The sequence below is a fragment of the Sporosarcina sp. YIM B06819 genome (assembly GCF_033485175.1).
GTDB lineage: Bacteria > Bacillota > Bacilli > Bacillales_A > Planococcaceae > Sporosarcina.
In genome coordinates this window covers 66,005-82,759 of sequence record NZ_JAWLIQ010000012.1, presented here as the reverse complement: position 1 = coordinate 82,759, position 16,755 = coordinate 66,005, and the positions used below count along the sequence as shown (strand labels likewise).

Sequence of the window (16,755 nt, the reverse complement as noted above, 5' to 3'; positions counted from 1 at the left end):
TTGACAATGACTTTAGAGATTCTATCAGTGGATAATATTGTATTAAATAAAGGGTTTGCAACAAAAGAAGAAGCGATTCGTTTTACGGGACAACTCCTTGTTGAGCGAGGGTATGTTGAGCCAAGCTATGTAGAGAAAATGTTGGAACGCGAAGCAATGACGACGACGTTTATGGGCAATTTTGTAGCGATTCCACACGGAACAGATGACGCCAAGGAGCAAGTGAAGGAGTCGGGTATCGCAATTATTCAAGTACCAGAAGGTATTGATTTTGGAGATGGCAATATCGTGAAATTGATCTTTGGTATAGCTGGTAAAGGCGATGAGCATTTAGATATTCTTTCGAACATTGCTATCGTTGTTTCTGAAGAGGAAAATGTTGAAGCGATTGTCAAGGCATCTTCAAAAGAAGATATATTAGCGTTTTTTGAAGGAGTGAACTGAGTATGCAAGCAGTTCACTTTGGCGCGGGGAATATAGGAAGAGGATTTATCGGTAGCTTATTGTATCAATCTGGCTATGAAACTTGCTTTATCGATGTCAATAGCGAGCTGGTCGATTTAATCAATGAAAAACAACAGTATCTCGTCCAACTTGCGAATGCTTCACAGGAAGAATTGCTAGTCAAAGATGTGTGGGCTATTAATAGTGCGACGGACCCAGAGCGAGTCATCGAAGCGATTGTCAAAGCGGATTTTGTGTCGGCGGCAGTTGGACCAAATGTGTTGCCTCATATCGCTGTTTTATTGGCTAAAGGGTTGAAGGAACGCCTTATCCAATCAGACGAGCCATTAACGATTATTGCTTGTGAAAATATGATTGGTGGCAGTGCTTTGCTCAAGAAGAAAGTCTATGAGCAGCTAGGTGAGACGGAAAAAGTTCAATTTGATAAGCGCTTTAGTTTTCCAAATGCGGCAGTAGATCGCATTGTTCCAAATCAGACGAATGAAGACAAGCTATTGGTCAAGGTCGAACCGTTTTACGAGTGGGTTGTGGATGAATCGCAAATTATGGGAGAAAATCCTCCTATTAAAGGGATCCTCTTTGTACAGGAATTGCAGCCGTATATTGAAAGAAAGCTATATACCGTAAATACTGGCCACGCTACGGCTGCTTATTTAGGCTATTTAGCCGGAATTCAGACCATTCATGAGACGCTGGCGGATGAAGAAATTAGAAGTTTCACAGAGAAAGCTTTACAAGAAACGGGCAAGTTACTCATTGCAAAATATGGTTTTAATGAGCAAGCGCATGATGATTATATTCGAAAAATCATCGGTCGTTTTGCTAATCCATTTATCGTAGATGATACAGCACGAGTGGGGCGTTCGCCTGTCCGTAAACTACAAGCAAATGATCGTTTTGTTGGACCTGCCCAGCAATATGTCGATTTGTTTAAGGAGACTCCAAAGCATTTGGTCATCGGTATTGCAGCTGCATTGCGTTACGATTATATGGAAGATCCAGATGCAAAAATCATTCAAGAGACGATTCAGCGGCAAGGGCTTCAACAGGCGATTGAAACATTTACAGGATTGCAGCCTGGGACCATGTTGTTTGAGGCGATTGTTGAGCAGTATGAGCAGTTGAAGTGAATAGAGTTTAAAGTTGAAGCCGGAAGATTTTCTCTTCCGGCTTTTGGGTATGGCGGTGCGGACGTTGTTTAGTTTTAGTGAAACGTTGTTAGGTTTCGCGTTAATGTTGCCTAGTTGGCAGGAAACGTTGTGAACTTCATGGGAATCGTTGTTTAGTTGTGCAAACGTTGTTAAGTTTTGGTGAAACGTTGTTAGGTTTCGCGTTAATGTTGTCTAGTTCGCAGGAAACGTTGTGAACTTCATGGGAATCGTTGTTTAGTTGTGCAGACGTTGTTTAGTTTTAGTGAAACGTTGCTAAGTTTCGCGTTAATGTTGCCTAGTGCGCAGGAAACGTTGTGAACTTCTTGGAAATCGTTGTTTAGTTTGTGCAGACGTCTTTCATTGACGTTTAAACCGACTAGATTTTCTCGATTTCAATCGCTGCATCCGTTCTTCTACTTCTCGCGCAATCGCCTGCGTTTTGTCCACATCTATTTGCAAGGCAATAATATTTTCCTCTTGAATATCCATCGTAAACCAAGTGCCCACTGTGCTGTCTACTGGCAGTAAAGCAGCCGCAACGTGGAATTGCTGTTGCAATGCATCAACGACAATAAGTGCATTATTCGTATCTGTAAAGCGATCGAGATAACCTGAATACATCTGTTAACCTCCTACGCAGGCAAGCCCCTGCGATTTAATATCATGCAAACGTGCGGGTCCAATGCCTTTAATGTTGGTAAGCTCGTCGACGGAACGATAAGGTCGTAGTTTGATTAATGCATTTGCAAGAGCAGGCCCAATATGTGTGATTTCTTGGAGTTCTGTTTCACTGACCGTGTTGATATCCAGACAAGCTTGTCCCGCTGGTGGGCGGGGAAGTGTTCCTTGTTTATTAGTCATAACGGTATAGGTTTTGCCATCGGTTTCAACAATAATCGTGCCGTGTGTGTCTGTGCCGTAAAGCGGGATATTATTTGAAGTCATTTGATTGATGATTTCAACATCAGGATGTCCATACGAGTTATCGACACCAGCGGAGTAAATCGCAATTTCTGGGTTGACGGCTTGGACGAATTCAGGTGTGTTTGACGTATTAGAGCCGTGGTGTCCGAGATGCAAAATTTTTGCTTTGATGTTTGCACCGCTACTGAGGATCGCGTTTTCGGCTTGCTGTTCAGCATCCCCCGTGAAGAGGAACGAGACTTCCCCATATTGTAACCGCATCGCGAGTGAATTATTATTTGTATTGGCTGATAAAGAATCGGGATGAAGAATTGTTATTTCAAGCGGTCCGATGTCAAAGACTTCGCCAACTTCAGGTTCATAATAATCCACATCGTGCTTTTCAATCGCTTCTAGTGACTTCGCAAACGCTTGAGAAGTCGCAGTTTCGCCATTCATCCACACCTCTGTAACGGGAAATTCCTCAATAATTTTATCTAACTGACCAATATGGTCGGCATGAGGATGTGTTACGGCAATGATGTCAATGTCTTTGATCTGTTGTGAATGAAGGTAAGTGACCACATCGGATGCGTTCCAATCTCCTGTATCAATGAGTAGATTGATGGTTTCATTTTGATCAATGAGCTGAAGTAAAGTTGCGTCCGCCTGTCCAACGTCTATGTAATGGACTTTCATCGTACCATTTGGTTGTGAGACTTCATTTGAATCGCCGTTGTCTAAATTGAATACGGGTTCAATGATGTCATTTGAACAACCAGAAAAAATAAGCAAACCAATTACTAGCGTAAGATAGGCGACTATGTTTTTACCCATAATAGTCCTCCTAAGTCATGTTGTATTTCTTTTATTGTAACAGAAGAGGGGATAGTATGTTCCATCAATAATTATGATAGAATTAACAGATAATCGGATAATGGGAGTGAATAAATATGAAAGCCTATCACATGATCATTAACGGCAAAGAAGTTGGCCATGACCTACCCGTCATAGAAGTGAGTAATCCTGCAACAGGAGAAATATTTGCAACTGTCCCTAATGGAAGTAGTGAGGAAGCAATATTAGCTGTTGATGCTGCTTATGCGGCGTTTGGAGAGTGGTCAGGTTTATCGGCTTATGAGCGTAGTGAATTGATTCGCGATTGGTATGATTTGATTAAGCAGCAGACGGAAGATTTGGCGACGACGATGACGCAAGAGCAAGGGAAGCCGCTTTTAGAAGCGCGTGGTGAAATCAATTATGCGAATGGGTTTATGTCTTGGTATGCGGAAGAAGGCAAGCGGATTTACGGTGAGATTATACCTGCTACACAGCGTAATAAGCGCCTTTTTGTGCATAAACAGCCCGTAGGAGTAGCTGCAGTCATTACGCCGTGGAATTTTCCGGCGGCGATGATTACACGGAAAGTTGGGCCAGCCTTGGCAGCAGGTTGTACGGTTGTCATTAAGCCGGCGGGGCAAACACCACTCACAGCCATTAAATTAGTCCAATTAGCGAAACAGGCGGGTATTCCAGATGGCGTCGTTAATATTGTGACGGGGGATTCCAAAACAATTGGGGAGGCTTGGTTACGAGATAAGCGTGTCCGCAAACTAACATTTACAGGATCGACGGAAGTCGGTAAGACTTTAATGCAAGGTGCGGCGGAAACAGTGAAAAAAGTATCACTGGAACTAGGTGGACATGCGCCGGCCATTATTATGGCAGATTGCGATATGGATAAGGCGGTAGCGGGTGTACTGGCGGCGAAATTCCGCAATGCAGGTCAAACTTGTGTCTGTATCAACCGTGTTTATGTGCAGGAATCAATTGCGGAACTGTTTACTAACAAGCTTGTTGAAGCAGCGAAGCAGTTGAAGGTCGGTAATGGATTAGATGAAGGCGTGGATATTGGTCCGCTCATTGATGCCTCCGCGGTTGAAAAAGTACAACAACATGTCGATGATGCACAAGAAAAAGGCGCAACCCTTGAACTTGGCGGCACTGGGAGAGGTGGCTTGTTCTTTGAACCAACGATTTTGACAAACGTCACAGATGATATGGTTTGTATGCGAGAGGAGACATTCGGTCCTGTATTGCCCATTAGTACATTTTCGACGGAAGTGGAGGTCATTCAACGGGCTAATGATTCGATTTATGGACTGGCAGCTTATGTTTTCACAGAAAATATTACGCGGGGCATCCGAATAACTGAGAAGCTTGAATACGGCATTATTGGTTTGAATGACGGACTGCCATCGACACCACAAGCTCCGTTTGGCGGCTTTAAACAAAGTGGTCTTGGTCGCGAGGGCGGTCATCATGGGATAGATGAATATATAGAAGTGAAATATATTTCACTAGGGTTATGAATCAAAGGGCAGTCCGAGAAGTTAGCGTTCACTAACTTTTTGGACTGCTCTTATTTTATTTAGCATCATTGGAAACTTATCGATCAATTGCAGGAAGTTATCAATCAATTGCCAAAGGTTATCGATCATTTGTTAAGAGTTATCGACCAATTGGACAGAGTTATCGTCATTTCGGGGCTTTTGGCTTATAAATTTAATGAAATTCTGACCTGTCACACTTTTGCCGAAGCCCTATGTTTTTGTTCCACGGGGCTTTTGCTCGAATCGCCATACCAATAAGCTGCCCCGATGAATAATGCACCCCCAATGATATTGCCGATAGTGACGGGTACTAAGTTTGCTGCCAATCCTACCATCGAAACAGTTTCAGGGTGGGGAACCATGAGTGAAATAGATAGCAATGTCATGTTGGCGATGCTGTGCTCAAAACCAGAAGTGATGAAGGCAAATAAGCACCAGAAAATCATAATTAGTTTAGCTGTTTCATCTTTTAATTTGATGGAACACCAGGCAGCTAAACAGACAAGAATATTACACAGAATCCCGCGGACAAACAACTCCATGAATGGCGTATTCATCTTGCCACTAGCTGCTGTTGTGATGAAATCGGCTGTCGCGCCGGAGGCCAGGCCGGAATAGAAAAATAACGCTGCAACGACAATGGAGCCGACAAAGTTTCCGAAATAACTATAGGTCCACACTTTGAAAGTATCGTATCCAGTTGTTTTTTTCATTAAGGTCCCGATGGTCATAATCATATTATTACTCGTGAAAAGGTCGGCTCCAGCCATAAGGACGAGGCTAAGCGCAACGCCGAATGCCATCCCCATGACAAGCTTTGTACCTGCAAAACCCGATGGCCCTAGCATCCCACCAATCGTATAAATCAGCACAACACCTAATCCTACGAAAAATCCCGCCATCATTGTCACAGTGAAGTATCTAGCTTTACTAGAGTTCAATAAATTAATTTTAGAAACGGCCATATTACTAATCGTCGCGATTGTTTCTTTCATGTCAATTTCCTCCGGCTCTTTTTATCTTTCTACATGTTTTTAGGGACTGACTTTGGTGAACAGGTACAAATGGGCGCCACATCTCTCCTAATCTAAGTAAAATCATGGTGTTTTTTGTGAAGTGTGAAGAAAATATGAAATGTTTGTGAAGAATTTCACATGAATGATGAAAAAAAGAGGTGATTCAAGTTGGATTCCACGAAATTAAATTATAGCGCAATTTTTTAATTACGCTATCCCTAAATATTACAAATTATTGAACAGATAAAACGATGTGAAGTTTATTCATCAAAAAAAGAAGCATCCTCCTTCGATGCTTCCTCTCGTTCAAACTCCTTTACTTTGACATCATCAACTTTTTCGCATCATGGCCTTTAAATGTCACTGTTAGTTTCAACGTTTTATAATCCATTATCCCGAATGCTTCCGCCGTTTGCTTGATCAAATCCTCGTCATCTGCTTCAGGATCCAAATCCATCTCTTGGAAAATTTTATCGAGTTTATCCATCGCTTGATTACCGTGCAAGTAAGCATCCTCCATTTTATTCTCGTACATGGCCTCTGTCTTATCGGGTTTTTCCTCATAGTTCGCAATGACGGCTTGTTTCTTATCCTTCGTGTCAATCGCTACATCAAATGAAGTAAAGCCATACTGTTCGCCAAGGGATTGTTTTTCATCATCATCGGGTTTGTCCTTGACGATATTTTTATCACTACAAGCAATGATGATGAATTGGCAAGCTAGTAGGACGATGATTAGTACGCTCCATTTTGTTTTCAAGTCGCTCATCCTTTCACCGGAACTTGCTAGTAACCTAACCGATGGCGAGGAAAGTTATACACATAAGAAGAACAGATACAGGTGGCCTTTTTATTCAGGAAATTAATTGGCAAACTACTTAAAAACTTCATATTTATTGCTTATAATTTGAGGGATTATTGGCAATATTGAAAGCGGGATGTCATTTAAAAAAATATAGTAAAAAGGGGGACTGAATTTGTCGATTAAGCGCTTGGCGTTGTTAACAGCAGTTATCACTTTTGGTTTAATCGTGTTCGGGGGATATGTGGCGTCGTCACAATCAGGGATGGGCTGCGGACCGGAATGGCCTTTATGTAATGGGAAAGTGATTCCAAATTTGCAAGGGGATACGTTGATTGAGTTTGCACATCGGGTCATCGGGGCTGTTCTTGGAATTCTAACTATTATTCTATTTGTTAAGGTTGTGCGCGCGAAGATGGAACATACCGTTCGTAGGGCAGCCTATTGGATGGTAGCTTTGCTTGCTCTTCAAGTGGTGCTTGGGGCGATTATTGTTTGGTATCATCTCCCGACATTTATTATCGCGGGGCATTTAATTATAGCGATGCTGTTCCTTGCTTGTGTATTAGTGATTTGTCGACGATCGACGAAGCCTGGACGCCATCGTATTGCGCTTAGCAATCAGCAACAGAAGAAAATAACTCGGCACATCAAGGTGTTACTAGGTTTAGTCCTCCTTATTCTTTTTGTAGGTGCTTATGTGAAGCATGATTTTATCGGCACGAGTTGTGGCTGGGCGACATGTGGTGATTCGGTCATGCCGAGCACGGGTCCTGAACAGATTCAAACGATACATCGAATGTTGGGTGTTATTTTGGCCGTATACAGCTTATTGCTGACGTATTGGTCTTTTGCAAAAGGATGGGGCGCTTCATTTCAGAAACGATTTAGCTTTATTTCAGTGACAATTGCGGTTCAAATTGTCTTGGGTATTTTAACGATTGTGACAGCGATTGATATCGTTTGGGCGATGCTGCATGTCGTTGTGGGGACGCTATTGTTTGCGATTGTAGCAGAGGCTAATATCTTTATGGCTACATTGGCCAAAGAGAAGGGGCGAATTGTTCCTTTTGTAATAAAGCAGCTGCCGATGAAAAATGGCAAGTCTGGTAGCTATTCGGGGCAGCGATGAGGGGGCTGGGTTCTACTATGATGTTGAATCATGGTGGAACCCAGTATATTATTTTTTAATTACTTCGACACTAGTCCTATCTAACAACTCTGATACCGTTACAAATGAATAGCCTTGCTTTTGTAGTTCCGGCAGAATCTTCTCAAGTGCTTGTACGGTTTGAGAACGATCGCCACCTGCATCATGAAACAATACAATATTCCCGGGGGCAGCACCTGACATCACTTTGGTTACAATCCTATTTACACCCGGCCTTTTCCAATCTTCGGTATCTTGATGCCATGACCACATGATTACCTTGTAGCCATTTTTAACAGCGGTATTAATGATATTATCATTATAATTTCCCCCAACAGGCCGATACAGCAACGGATAAGTACCTGTTATATCATGGATGACTTCATTGGTCTTTTTTAATTCTTTCTCAAGTTTTTCGGGCGTGATTGAATGAGGATGTGTATACGTATGGTTAGCAATTTCATGGCCTTCACTGTCTAGTTTGTAGATAAGATCTGGGTATTTTTCTGCTCGTTCACCAATAACAAAAAAGGTTGCTTTCGCATCGTATTTGGCAAGTAAGTCCAAAATCTGAGTTGTGTAGGTTTGGTCTGGTCCGTCATCAAATGTAAGAGCTATTACTTTCTCTTCAGTTTTGATTTCCCAGAGGACATATCCTTTTTTCTCATAATAAGGCCTTCCTTTTTCTGTTGCCAAAGTAACATAAGCGATTGAGAAAAACAAAATAAGGATGACACCGATTTTCAAGCCCAAATACTTCACATACGACTCCTCCAAACCTTGCTGTGCTGACAGAAGACTGTGTTCTCCACGATAGTATTAGTCAACACCAAAGGATTATACCGAATTTTTTTTTGAAATTATGGCCCATGACGGTTGTTTATTTAAATCTAAATCCTAACTCTTCTTTCAAAATAACCGCATGATTATAAACGGGATCTTTGGCGGCGAATACGAGTGTTACGGTCATTGTGTTAGATAATCGGCGTAATTTTGCTATTTTGTTAGTTTTGATAGTATCTGTACGAAGTTCATGTAGATAATCGACTTGTTTTTCATGTACAATACATAAGTTATCTTTTCTTGACAGATTAATGAACTTCCACGCTGGAAACGTTTTTATAGGTGATGGTGTGGTAGACTTTTCTAAGCAACCATTTAAAATCCTATTGGAGTGAATCATGTATGAATACTAGTTTTAGCAAGCCGTTTAAAAAACGCAACTATAAGCCATTTATTATTGCTCTATCCGTTATTTTAATCGGTGCAATTGGTGCGTTATCAGGAATGCGGGGAGAAAAGAATTTTGACGCATTTGATCTAACAATTTTACCGTTGACGAACGCGATTTTGAACAGTTTCACATTCATATTTTTAGTGTGTGCGCTCGTTGCGATTTTGAAGCGTAATGTCACCGTGCATCAGCGCTTCATTTACGCAGCATTTTCAACGACATTTTTGTTCTTGCTCACGTATGTCACGTATCATTATTTAGCTCCTTCTACACCTTATGGGGGAGAAGGCTTGATGGCAGGATTTTATTACTTTATCCTCATCACGCATATCGTTTTGGCGGCAGCAATCGTGCCACTTGCGCTGACAAGTGTAGCGCGTGCTTGGAATCGGGAAAATGCGCGTCATAAGAAAATCGCGCGCTGGACGATGCCGATTTGGCTGTATGTTAGTTTTACGGGTGTGTTGGTGTATATTTTGATTTCACCTTATTATTGATTGAAAGACAAAAGCCTTCCATTTGGAAGGTTTTTTTTCATTGAAACAGGTTTTATAAAAGCTGTGTGAGATTAAATCATGTTCTCTTAGTAGACAATACATCCTGCATAAGTTCACAGAAAATTGCTGTTACCAGCGCTACTTTTATTCGTGCTGGTATACAATTACTATATAAGTCGAACATAATAAGGGCCATGCCGGTCACAAATAGAAAGGATTCGAGTTCATTGCATCTTATTATTACATTTATCATTTTAGGAATTAGCATTATTTTATTCATGAGCAATCGGGTTCGCGCTGATCTTGTGGCGGTGCTGGCATTATTGGCATTCGTACTAACAGGCATTTTAGATGCGACAGAAGCACTTGTCGGCTTCTCCAACTCTGTGGTCATTATGATTGCGGGTTTATTTATCGTGGGAGCTGGTATTTTACGGACGGGATTAGCCCAGATGGCGGGTAATGTCTTGCTACGGTCGTCGGGGGATAGCGAGAAGAAATTATTCATTTTGTTACTCGTTATTGTAGCGGCTGTCGGAGCTTTCATGAGCAATACGGGCACAGTTGCGTTGATGCTGCCGATTGTCGTCAGCGTAGCGATTAGTATGAAAAGCAGTCCATCGAAGTTTTTAATCCCACTGTCGTATATGGCGAGTTTTTCAGGCTTGCTAACGTTAATTGCGTCCCCACCGAACTTAATTATTAGTCAGAAATTGGTGGACTCTGGCTATGAAAAGTTAGGCTTTTTTGAGATTACGCCGATTGGGATTATCGGTGTTGTTGTCGGTATCATTTACTTGTATGCCGTTCGCAATATTTTATTGCCCAATGAAAAACGCAGAAATAATTCGAAAGACGAGCATCAGCTGTCACCAAAACAGCTGGCTTCTGACTACCAATTAGGCGGTCATTTATTCCGCGTGAGCGTGCCAGAGGATTCGGTGATGATAGGCGAGCGGCTGTCGCAATTAAAAATTCCAGGAGCTTACCAATTATGTATTTTGACCATTGAACGGAAATCGACCGAAGGCATTAATTTGTTGCCGATGACGTATCAGGAAATGGCGGGTCCGACGAGCATTATTCAAGCAAAGGATATTTTGCAAATTCAAGGTTCATTAAACAATATTGAGAAATTCGTGGCAGATTTTTCACTAGCGATTGAGCAAGAGGCATCAGAAGCTGATGAACTCGTATCTAAACAGCTAGGCATCGCAGAAGTACTATTGACGCCTCATTCTAGTTTAATGGGTGAAACCGTTCGGGGTATTAGTTTCCGGGAGAAATACAACTTGAATATTTTAGGCATTAATCGTCGTGGAGAATATGTGTTAAAAGAAATGTCGAAGGAACGTTTGCGTTTTGGTGATGCGTTGTTAGTGCAAGGTTCGTGGGATGAAATTGAATTGCTGGCAAGAGAAACGAGAGATGTTGTCGTTGTTGGACAGCCGAAAGAACATGCGAGTATGGCAGCGGCAAATGGTAAAGCGCCAATTGCTGGGGGCATTATGCTGTTAATGGTGTTATTGATGATTTTTGAAGTATTCCCAGCTGTTATTTCGGTATTAATCGGGGCTATATTGATGATTGTTACGGGCTGTGTGCGCAATATGGATGATGCGTACAGTAAAATTAACTGGGAAAGTATTGTGCTCATTGCGGCAATGCTACCCATGGCGTCAGCATTGGAAAAAACGGGTGGTATGGTCATGCTGTCAGAAGGTATTATTACCATGCTTGGTGGATTTGGGGCAATTGGCGTACTAGCAGGAATTTATTTTATCACGATGGTGTTCGGGCAATTCATTAGTAATACAGCAACGGCTGTGTTGTTTGCGCCGATTGCCATGAATGCGGCGATTAGCTTGGATGCTAGTCCTTATACGTTCTTAATCGCCGTGGCGGTTGCGTCCAGTATGGCATTTGCCACGCCTGTTGCATCTCCGACCAATGCGCTTGTCATGACGGCGGGCGGCTATAAGTTTTTTGACTTCGTTAAAGTTGGAGTTCCATTGCAAATTGTCATGTTTATCGTTATGATGATTGCGATTCCGATTATATTTCCGTTATAAAAGTTGCCTATGTATGATGCTACTCATTCGCTAAGAGTGGCGTCGTATCATAGGTTTTTTTGTTGTTTTTCTTTGAAAGTATAATCGGTTTATTGTCAATAAATATCTCTTGATTTTGTTCGTTATTTTCAATTTAAACGAAAATTCGTTCACCGATTATCCACAATTGCAAGGTAATTACGGGTATATAAGTGATTTATATCACAGTGTGACTATGTGAAAAATCGTTAACTAGAAGTATCCGGGCTGAAGTAGCCGTTGATAATAGAATGTGTTTTTTTATGTGAAAACGTGAAGGAGGATTTTACAATGGTCCAAACAGTGGCATGGGTAGTGAGTTTGCTGTTTATCTTGGTAATTGCATTTGTTTTCAGTTTTGTCGCAGTCAAATCAACACAAAAACATGACTATGAGCCAATCGTGAAAAAGTGGTATAAAATCCGTAAAGTGTACGGGACGTTTGTTGTAATTTTAATGATAGCCGCTATGATTTATACGTTAAGGGAGTTGCCTTTCAATCAGCCTGTGTACAGTGAAGGCAATGAGCCGGTTATTGTCGATGTTGAGGCTTTCCAATTTGGTTGGACGATTAGTGAAAGAGAGTTTGATGTAGGTCAGTCTATTGAATTTCATGTGACGACCGCAGATGTGACGCATGGCTTTGGCATTTATGATGAAGAGATGAATTTAATAGCTCAAACGCAAGCGATGCCGGAATATACCAATGTCGTCTATATTACATTTGATAAGCCTGGCACTTATAAAGTTCTTTGCCTAGAGTATTGTGGATTGGCGCACCATATCATGATGGATCAAATTATAGTGAAGTAGAAAGGGAGTGTATGGGGAATGGCTACAACTCATAAATATATGCCGTTAAAATCAAGGGACGATAAAGTTGTGACGCAAATGATTATTTCAGGTGCTGTCGTCATTGTGGGAATGATTTTTGGAGTCTTGATGTTGGCTGCACAAGGTGGACTTATAGAATTATCAGCAGCAGGCTTTTATCAATTTTTAACAATACATGGTACGGCGATGATTGGTTCAGCAGCGCTTGCGGCGTCAGCAATAATGTGGTATTTCCTTAGTCATTATGTAGAGTTATCGAAGAAGGTTTTCAATCTAAATCTTATTTTATTTTTAACAGGTGTTGTCATGACGATTATCGGGATATTCTCATTTGAATATGCGAGCGCATGGACATTTTTGTATCCGCTTCCAGCACTGTCGGCGGGCGCTTGGGGTACGACAGGTGCTTTGCTTTACCTAGGGGGTATGCTTATTTTAGGCGTTGGCTTCCTGTTACTTTATATTGATACAGGTCGAGCAATTATTAAAAAGTACGGAAGCCTTGGCAAAGGGCTTGGTTGGGATGTCATTGCCGGGAAAAAGGCTGAAAAAGATGCACCGCCTGCAACGGTTGTGGCGAGTACAATGGTAACAATCGTTAATATTTCAGCGCTGACTGCCGGCGCGACTGTGCTGATCGTCAATATGATTAGTGTTATCAATCCTGCATTTACATTTAACCCGCTACTGGCTAAAAACTTAACGTACGCATTTGGACATATTTTCGCAAACGCTACGATTTATATGGCTGTTATTGCTGTCTATGAAATTTTGGCACGCTATACGGGTCGACCTTGGAAGGCCAATAAACCATTTTTAATTGCCTGGACAATGTCAACGTTATTTACAATGATTGTCTATCCTCACCATCTTCTTATGGATAGTGCCATGCCAAAATGGATATTAATTCTCGGACAAATTTTGTCATACGCAAATGGTTTGCCTGTATTAATTATTACGGCTTATGGAGCATTGATGATTGTGTATAAATCAGGTATCAAATGGGATATGGGCTCATCGTTAATCTTTTTATCGATGTTTGGTTGGACGGCTGGTGTCGTTCCGGCACTTGTTGACTCAGCGATTGTCGTCAATCACGTCATGCATAATACAAAATGGGTGCCTGGGCACTTTCATATGTATATGGGACTCGGTGTCATTGCGATGATGTTTGGCTTTATGTATTTCCTAGCGAAAAATGATAGTCAATTGAAAACTAATGGCTTGGATAAGTTTGCATTCGTCCTCTATGCGTTGTCGATGTTTGGCGTTTGTGTATCGTTCCTTGTTTCGGGTGCCATTAGTACGCCGCGCCGTTTTGCCACACATATACCCGAATGGATGGGGCCAGCTCAAGTCGGAGCAATTTCGGGCATATTTGTAGTCATCGGCATTACTATATTTGTCCTTCATTTCGTCCGCTATATTTTCGGGAGAAATAAAAAATCGATTAGCAGTGAGACAAAGCAAGTAAAAGTGATCTAAGTGCAAGAGTAAAGAGATGAGGGGGCCGTATAGTTATGAAACAAACAATCGTAGGCATTGTTTTGTATATACTGTTATGGGTTCCCCCCATTATTGCCCTAGTGGAATCGATTATGATTTTGCATATGCTTGTTCAAATCCCTTTACTGATGGTGGCGGGTTGGCTAATGGGGAAGTGTCTACTAGAAAGATATCCTTCTTTTTTTGAAAAATGGAATGGTAACGGCATACCCGGTATTTTAATTGTCGTCTTTATGACCATGTATTGGATGCTTCCAAGGGCGATGGATGAAGCACTAACCATTTGGTATATTGAGCTGTTTAAATTCGTTGGCCTCCCTTTGGCGGGGCTAGCTTTACGACATAGCTGGGAGAAACTACAAATGCTAGGGAAAAGTTTTGTCTTCTTAAATTATATATCCATGTTTGGCTTAATGGGCTGGTTGTACGTAGATTCACCGATTCAACTGTGTAATAACTACTTGGAGTTAGAGCAAAAAATACTAGGATGGGGTTTTTTATTCATCACTGTGGGTATGATTATTCACATCGTACAACTTACCTTTATGGATCATTCAGAAGAAATAGGTTAACAAATGTATTCCTTCCATGCGCAGTTCAAGCGTAGGGGAGGAATATTTTTGTTTACTAGTAAATCTAATAGGGTAGAAATAATAGATAGCTAATCAGCGGTAGAATTATTTAGAGTTCAATGAATGGTCACAGGTGGGTCTTTTTTATTATGAGATATGCGGATATAATTAATGGTAATTAGACCTATTGAGTAGGACAGGGTTAGGTTAGGATAACAATGAGATGGAGTGGATTTCAAATGAAGTTGTTCGGGAAAATGTTACTGGCATTTGGTATTGTAATTTTCGTATTTGTTGCACTAAGCATGTTCAATTTATTTCAAGCCAATCAATTAAATGAAAACAGTGAAACGATGTACGTTAATGGAATCATTCCCTCTACATATTTGATTAAAATGGCTAAGTATGCTGAAAATACGCGAGTTCAGATGGTAACAAGTCTTGCATTTGAGGATACAAAGACCTTAGAGGGCGTAGCAAATAATCTAGAAGAAATGAAAATGTTGATTCAGAAATTTGAAGCAACTGAAATGGATAGAAAAGAAAAAGATGCTTTTAATGGATTTAAGGATAATTGGTTATTATTTGACGCACGAGTGAACAAAAATATCCAACTGATGAAAAACGGACAATGGAAAGATGCAGGTCAAGGCATTAAAGAAGGAAGAGGCATGTTTGAAGAGTCAATGCGTCATTTTGAAGAATTAGTCAATTTGAACGAACAATTGACAGAGGCTATCAAAATAGAAAATCAGCAAGTGTATGCCAGAACTCTTTTTTGGAGTGGTGTTTTGATTGTAGTGAGCATTATTATCGCAGTACTCATTGCTTATCTTTTCAGCAAATGGATTATTCGTCGATTAACAATTGTGGTTGATCGTATGAGGGAATTTGAAGATGGTGATTTACGTAGTGAATCCTTGGTCAACGCTGGGCGTGATGAAATTACAACGCTTACAGTAGGCTTAAATAATATGCATAAGACGCTTCGAGAGGTTGTGGACAGTGTGCAGAATTCAGGTGAACAAGTGTCAGCTAGCTCGGAGGAATTATCCGCCAGTGCTCAACAAAGTATGGATGCCGCTGAATCAGTAGCGAACCTTTCACAGCAATCGGCGGACGGAGCAGATGATCAGCTTCGCAGTGTCAATGAAATATCTGTCGCTATTGAAAAAATGATGACAAACATGCAGCATATTGCTAAAAGTAGTGAGCAGATGAATGTTCAATCACAAGGAGCATTTGACAAAACACAAGTAGGGGCAACGGCGGTTATGTCAGTCAATAGCCAAATGCTTTCCATTGCCGATGCAGTGAAATTAACGGCAGATTCAGTGCAAAACTTAGATGGGAAATCAAAAGAAATTAGCAATATTGTGCATATGATTACAAATATTGCGGACCAAACGAACTTACTAGCATTGAACGCTGCTATTGAGGCAGCACGTGCAGGAGAATCTGGTAAAGGCTTTGCAGTTGTAGCGGATGAAGTTCGGAAACTAGCAGAAGAGTCACGTATTTCAGCAGAGAAGATTTTTAGCATGGTCAATGATATTCAACTTGAAATCCAACATGTCACAGCTTCTATGCAACAAGGGACAGAGCGTGTACAGGATGGACTCGTCAAGACAGAGGAAGTCAGCCAAATTTTTGGTGAAATTGAGATGATGGTTGGACAAGTGACGGGAAACGCAACTGAAGTGAATCGTTCAGTTGAGATAGTTTCGGGCATTAGCCAGGCTATTTCTAGTTCCGTCGACAATGTACAAGAAGTTGCTGAGTCAAGTGTATTGGCATCGCAGGAAAACAGTGCTGCCTCAGAGGAGCAATTAGCAACGATGGAGGAGATTTCAGCAGCTAGTGAATCACTTGCGTATCTTGCGGAAGACTTGCAGAGATCTATTCAGCAATTTAAGCTGTAACTAACTCAAACGACTAAAAAACGTCTACAAATCTAAGCTTTGTAATGGAGCTAGAATATGTAGACGTTTTTTATGTTGAGAATGTCTGTAGTGAACAGAAAAGCTGAAAACGCTTACAGAAAAACCTGAAATGATATTGACTTTGAATGTGCTAACGTATATTATGCTAATAACGACTATATAACGACATTTACTAATCTTTAAAACATTCAGATTCGGG

At 41.1% G+C, this 16,755-nt stretch carries 16 protein-coding genes; 10 read left to right on the top strand and 6 right to left on the bottom strand.

Features of this window, described 5'->3' with window-relative positions; all coding sequences use genetic code 11:
• Nucleotides 1-6 precede the first annotated feature (6 nt).
• Nucleotides 7-444, top strand: a complete 438-nt coding sequence (locus R2B72_RS09840) for a PTS sugar transporter subunit IIA (RefSeq protein ID WP_318616330.1) — start codon at nucleotides 7-9, stop codon at nucleotides 442-444.
• A gap of 2 nt (nucleotides 445-446) precedes the next feature.
• Entirely contained in the window at nucleotides 447-1,595 is a 1,149-nt protein-coding gene (locus R2B72_RS09835; protein WP_318616328.1) for a mannitol-1-phosphate 5-dehydrogenase, read from the top strand.
• Between the two features lie 378 nt (nucleotides 1,596-1,973).
• Here R2B72_RS09835 and R2B72_RS09830 read toward each other — a convergent pair whose 3' ends face one another.
• Entirely contained in the window at nucleotides 1,974-2,237 is a 264-nt protein-coding gene (locus tag R2B72_RS09830; protein WP_318616327.1) for a DUF3006 family protein, read from the bottom strand.
• 3 nt (nucleotides 2,238-2,240) lie between these two features.
• Nucleotides 2,241-3,356, bottom strand: a complete 1,116-nt coding sequence (locus tag R2B72_RS09825; protein WP_318616325.1) for an MBL fold metallo-hydrolase — start codon at nucleotides 3,354-3,356, stop codon at nucleotides 2,241-2,243.
• Between the two features lie 116 nt (nucleotides 3,357-3,472).
• On the opposite strand from R2B72_RS09825, the gene R2B72_RS09820 reads away from it, so the two are divergent.
• The gene (locus tag R2B72_RS09820; protein WP_318616324.1) at nucleotides 3,473-4,891 is read left to right on the top strand and encodes an NAD-dependent succinate-semialdehyde dehydrogenase; all 1,419 of its coding nucleotides are present in this window, start codon (nucleotides 3,473-3,475) and stop codon (nucleotides 4,889-4,891) included.
• Between the two features lie 212 nt (nucleotides 4,892-5,103).
• Here the strand turns inward: R2B72_RS09820 and R2B72_RS09815 are convergent, their stop codons facing one another.
• Both R2B72_RS09815 and R2B72_RS09810 read right to left on the bottom strand, forming a co-directional pair.
• Complete coding sequence (locus R2B72_RS09815; protein ID WP_318616323.1) at nucleotides 5,104-5,907, bottom strand: formate/nitrite transporter family protein; 804 nt, start codon at nucleotides 5,905-5,907, stop codon at nucleotides 5,104-5,106.
• A gap of 337 nt (nucleotides 5,908-6,244) precedes the next feature.
• A complete protein-coding gene (locus R2B72_RS09810; RefSeq protein WP_318616322.1) occupies nucleotides 6,245-6,688 on the bottom strand; it encodes a YusW family protein in 444 nt (147 codons plus the stop codon).
• Nucleotides 6,689-6,905: 217 nt separating this feature from the next.
• On the opposite strand from R2B72_RS09810, the gene R2B72_RS09805 reads away from it, so the two are divergent.
• The gene (locus R2B72_RS09805; RefSeq protein WP_318616321.1) at nucleotides 6,906-7,862 is read left to right on the top strand and encodes a COX15/CtaA family protein; all 957 of its coding nucleotides are present in this window, start codon (nucleotides 6,906-6,908) and stop codon (nucleotides 7,860-7,862) included.
• Nucleotides 7,863-7,910: 48 nt separating this feature from the next.
• Here R2B72_RS09805 and R2B72_RS09800 read toward each other — a convergent pair whose 3' ends face one another.
• Both R2B72_RS09800 and R2B72_RS18640 read right to left on the bottom strand, forming a co-directional pair.
• Entirely contained in the window at nucleotides 7,911-8,642 is a 732-nt protein-coding gene (locus R2B72_RS09800; RefSeq protein ID WP_318616320.1) for a polysaccharide deacetylase family protein, read from the bottom strand.
• A 118-nt stretch (nucleotides 8,643-8,760) separates the two neighbouring features.
• Nucleotides 8,761-9,063, bottom strand: coding sequence for a DUF488 family protein (locus R2B72_RS18640; protein ID WP_412177820.1), 303 nt, complete (start codon nucleotides 9,061-9,063; stop codon nucleotides 8,761-8,763).
• A gap of 2 nt (nucleotides 9,064-9,065) precedes the next feature.
• Here R2B72_RS18640 and R2B72_RS09795 point away from each other — a divergent pair, with 2 nt between their 5' ends.
• From R2B72_RS09795 to R2B72_RS09770, 6 genes are all read left to right on the top strand, one after another.
• Nucleotides 9,066-9,611: a DUF420 domain-containing protein gene (locus tag R2B72_RS09795; protein ID WP_318616319.1), complete on the top strand. Its 546-nt coding sequence runs from the start codon at nucleotides 9,066-9,068 to the stop codon at nucleotides 9,609-9,611.
• A gap of 194 nt (nucleotides 9,612-9,805) precedes the next feature.
• A complete protein-coding gene (locus R2B72_RS09790) occupies nucleotides 9,806-11,683 on the top strand; it encodes an SLC13 family permease (RefSeq protein ID WP_318616318.1) in 1,878 nt (625 codons plus the stop codon).
• A gap of 309 nt (nucleotides 11,684-11,992) precedes the next feature.
• Nucleotides 11,993-12,514, top strand: a complete 522-nt coding sequence (locus tag R2B72_RS09785) for a cytochrome C oxidase subunit II (RefSeq protein ID WP_318616316.1) — start codon at nucleotides 11,993-11,995, stop codon at nucleotides 12,512-12,514.
• 18 nt (nucleotides 12,515-12,532) lie between these two features.
• Complete coding sequence (locus R2B72_RS09780) at nucleotides 12,533-14,020, top strand: cbb3-type cytochrome c oxidase subunit I (protein ID WP_318616314.1); 1,488 nt, start codon at nucleotides 12,533-12,535, stop codon at nucleotides 14,018-14,020.
• Nucleotides 14,021-14,055: 35 nt separating this feature from the next.
• Nucleotides 14,056-14,613 (top strand): hypothetical protein, encoded by a 558-nt coding sequence (locus R2B72_RS09775; RefSeq protein ID WP_318616312.1) that lies wholly within the window; start codon nucleotides 14,056-14,058, stop codon nucleotides 14,611-14,613.
• A gap of 239 nt (nucleotides 14,614-14,852) precedes the next feature.
• Entirely contained in the window at nucleotides 14,853-16,535 is a 1,683-nt protein-coding gene (locus tag R2B72_RS09770) for a HAMP domain-containing methyl-accepting chemotaxis protein (RefSeq protein WP_318616311.1), read from the top strand.
• The last annotated feature ends 220 nt before the right edge of the window (nucleotides 16,536-16,755 follow it).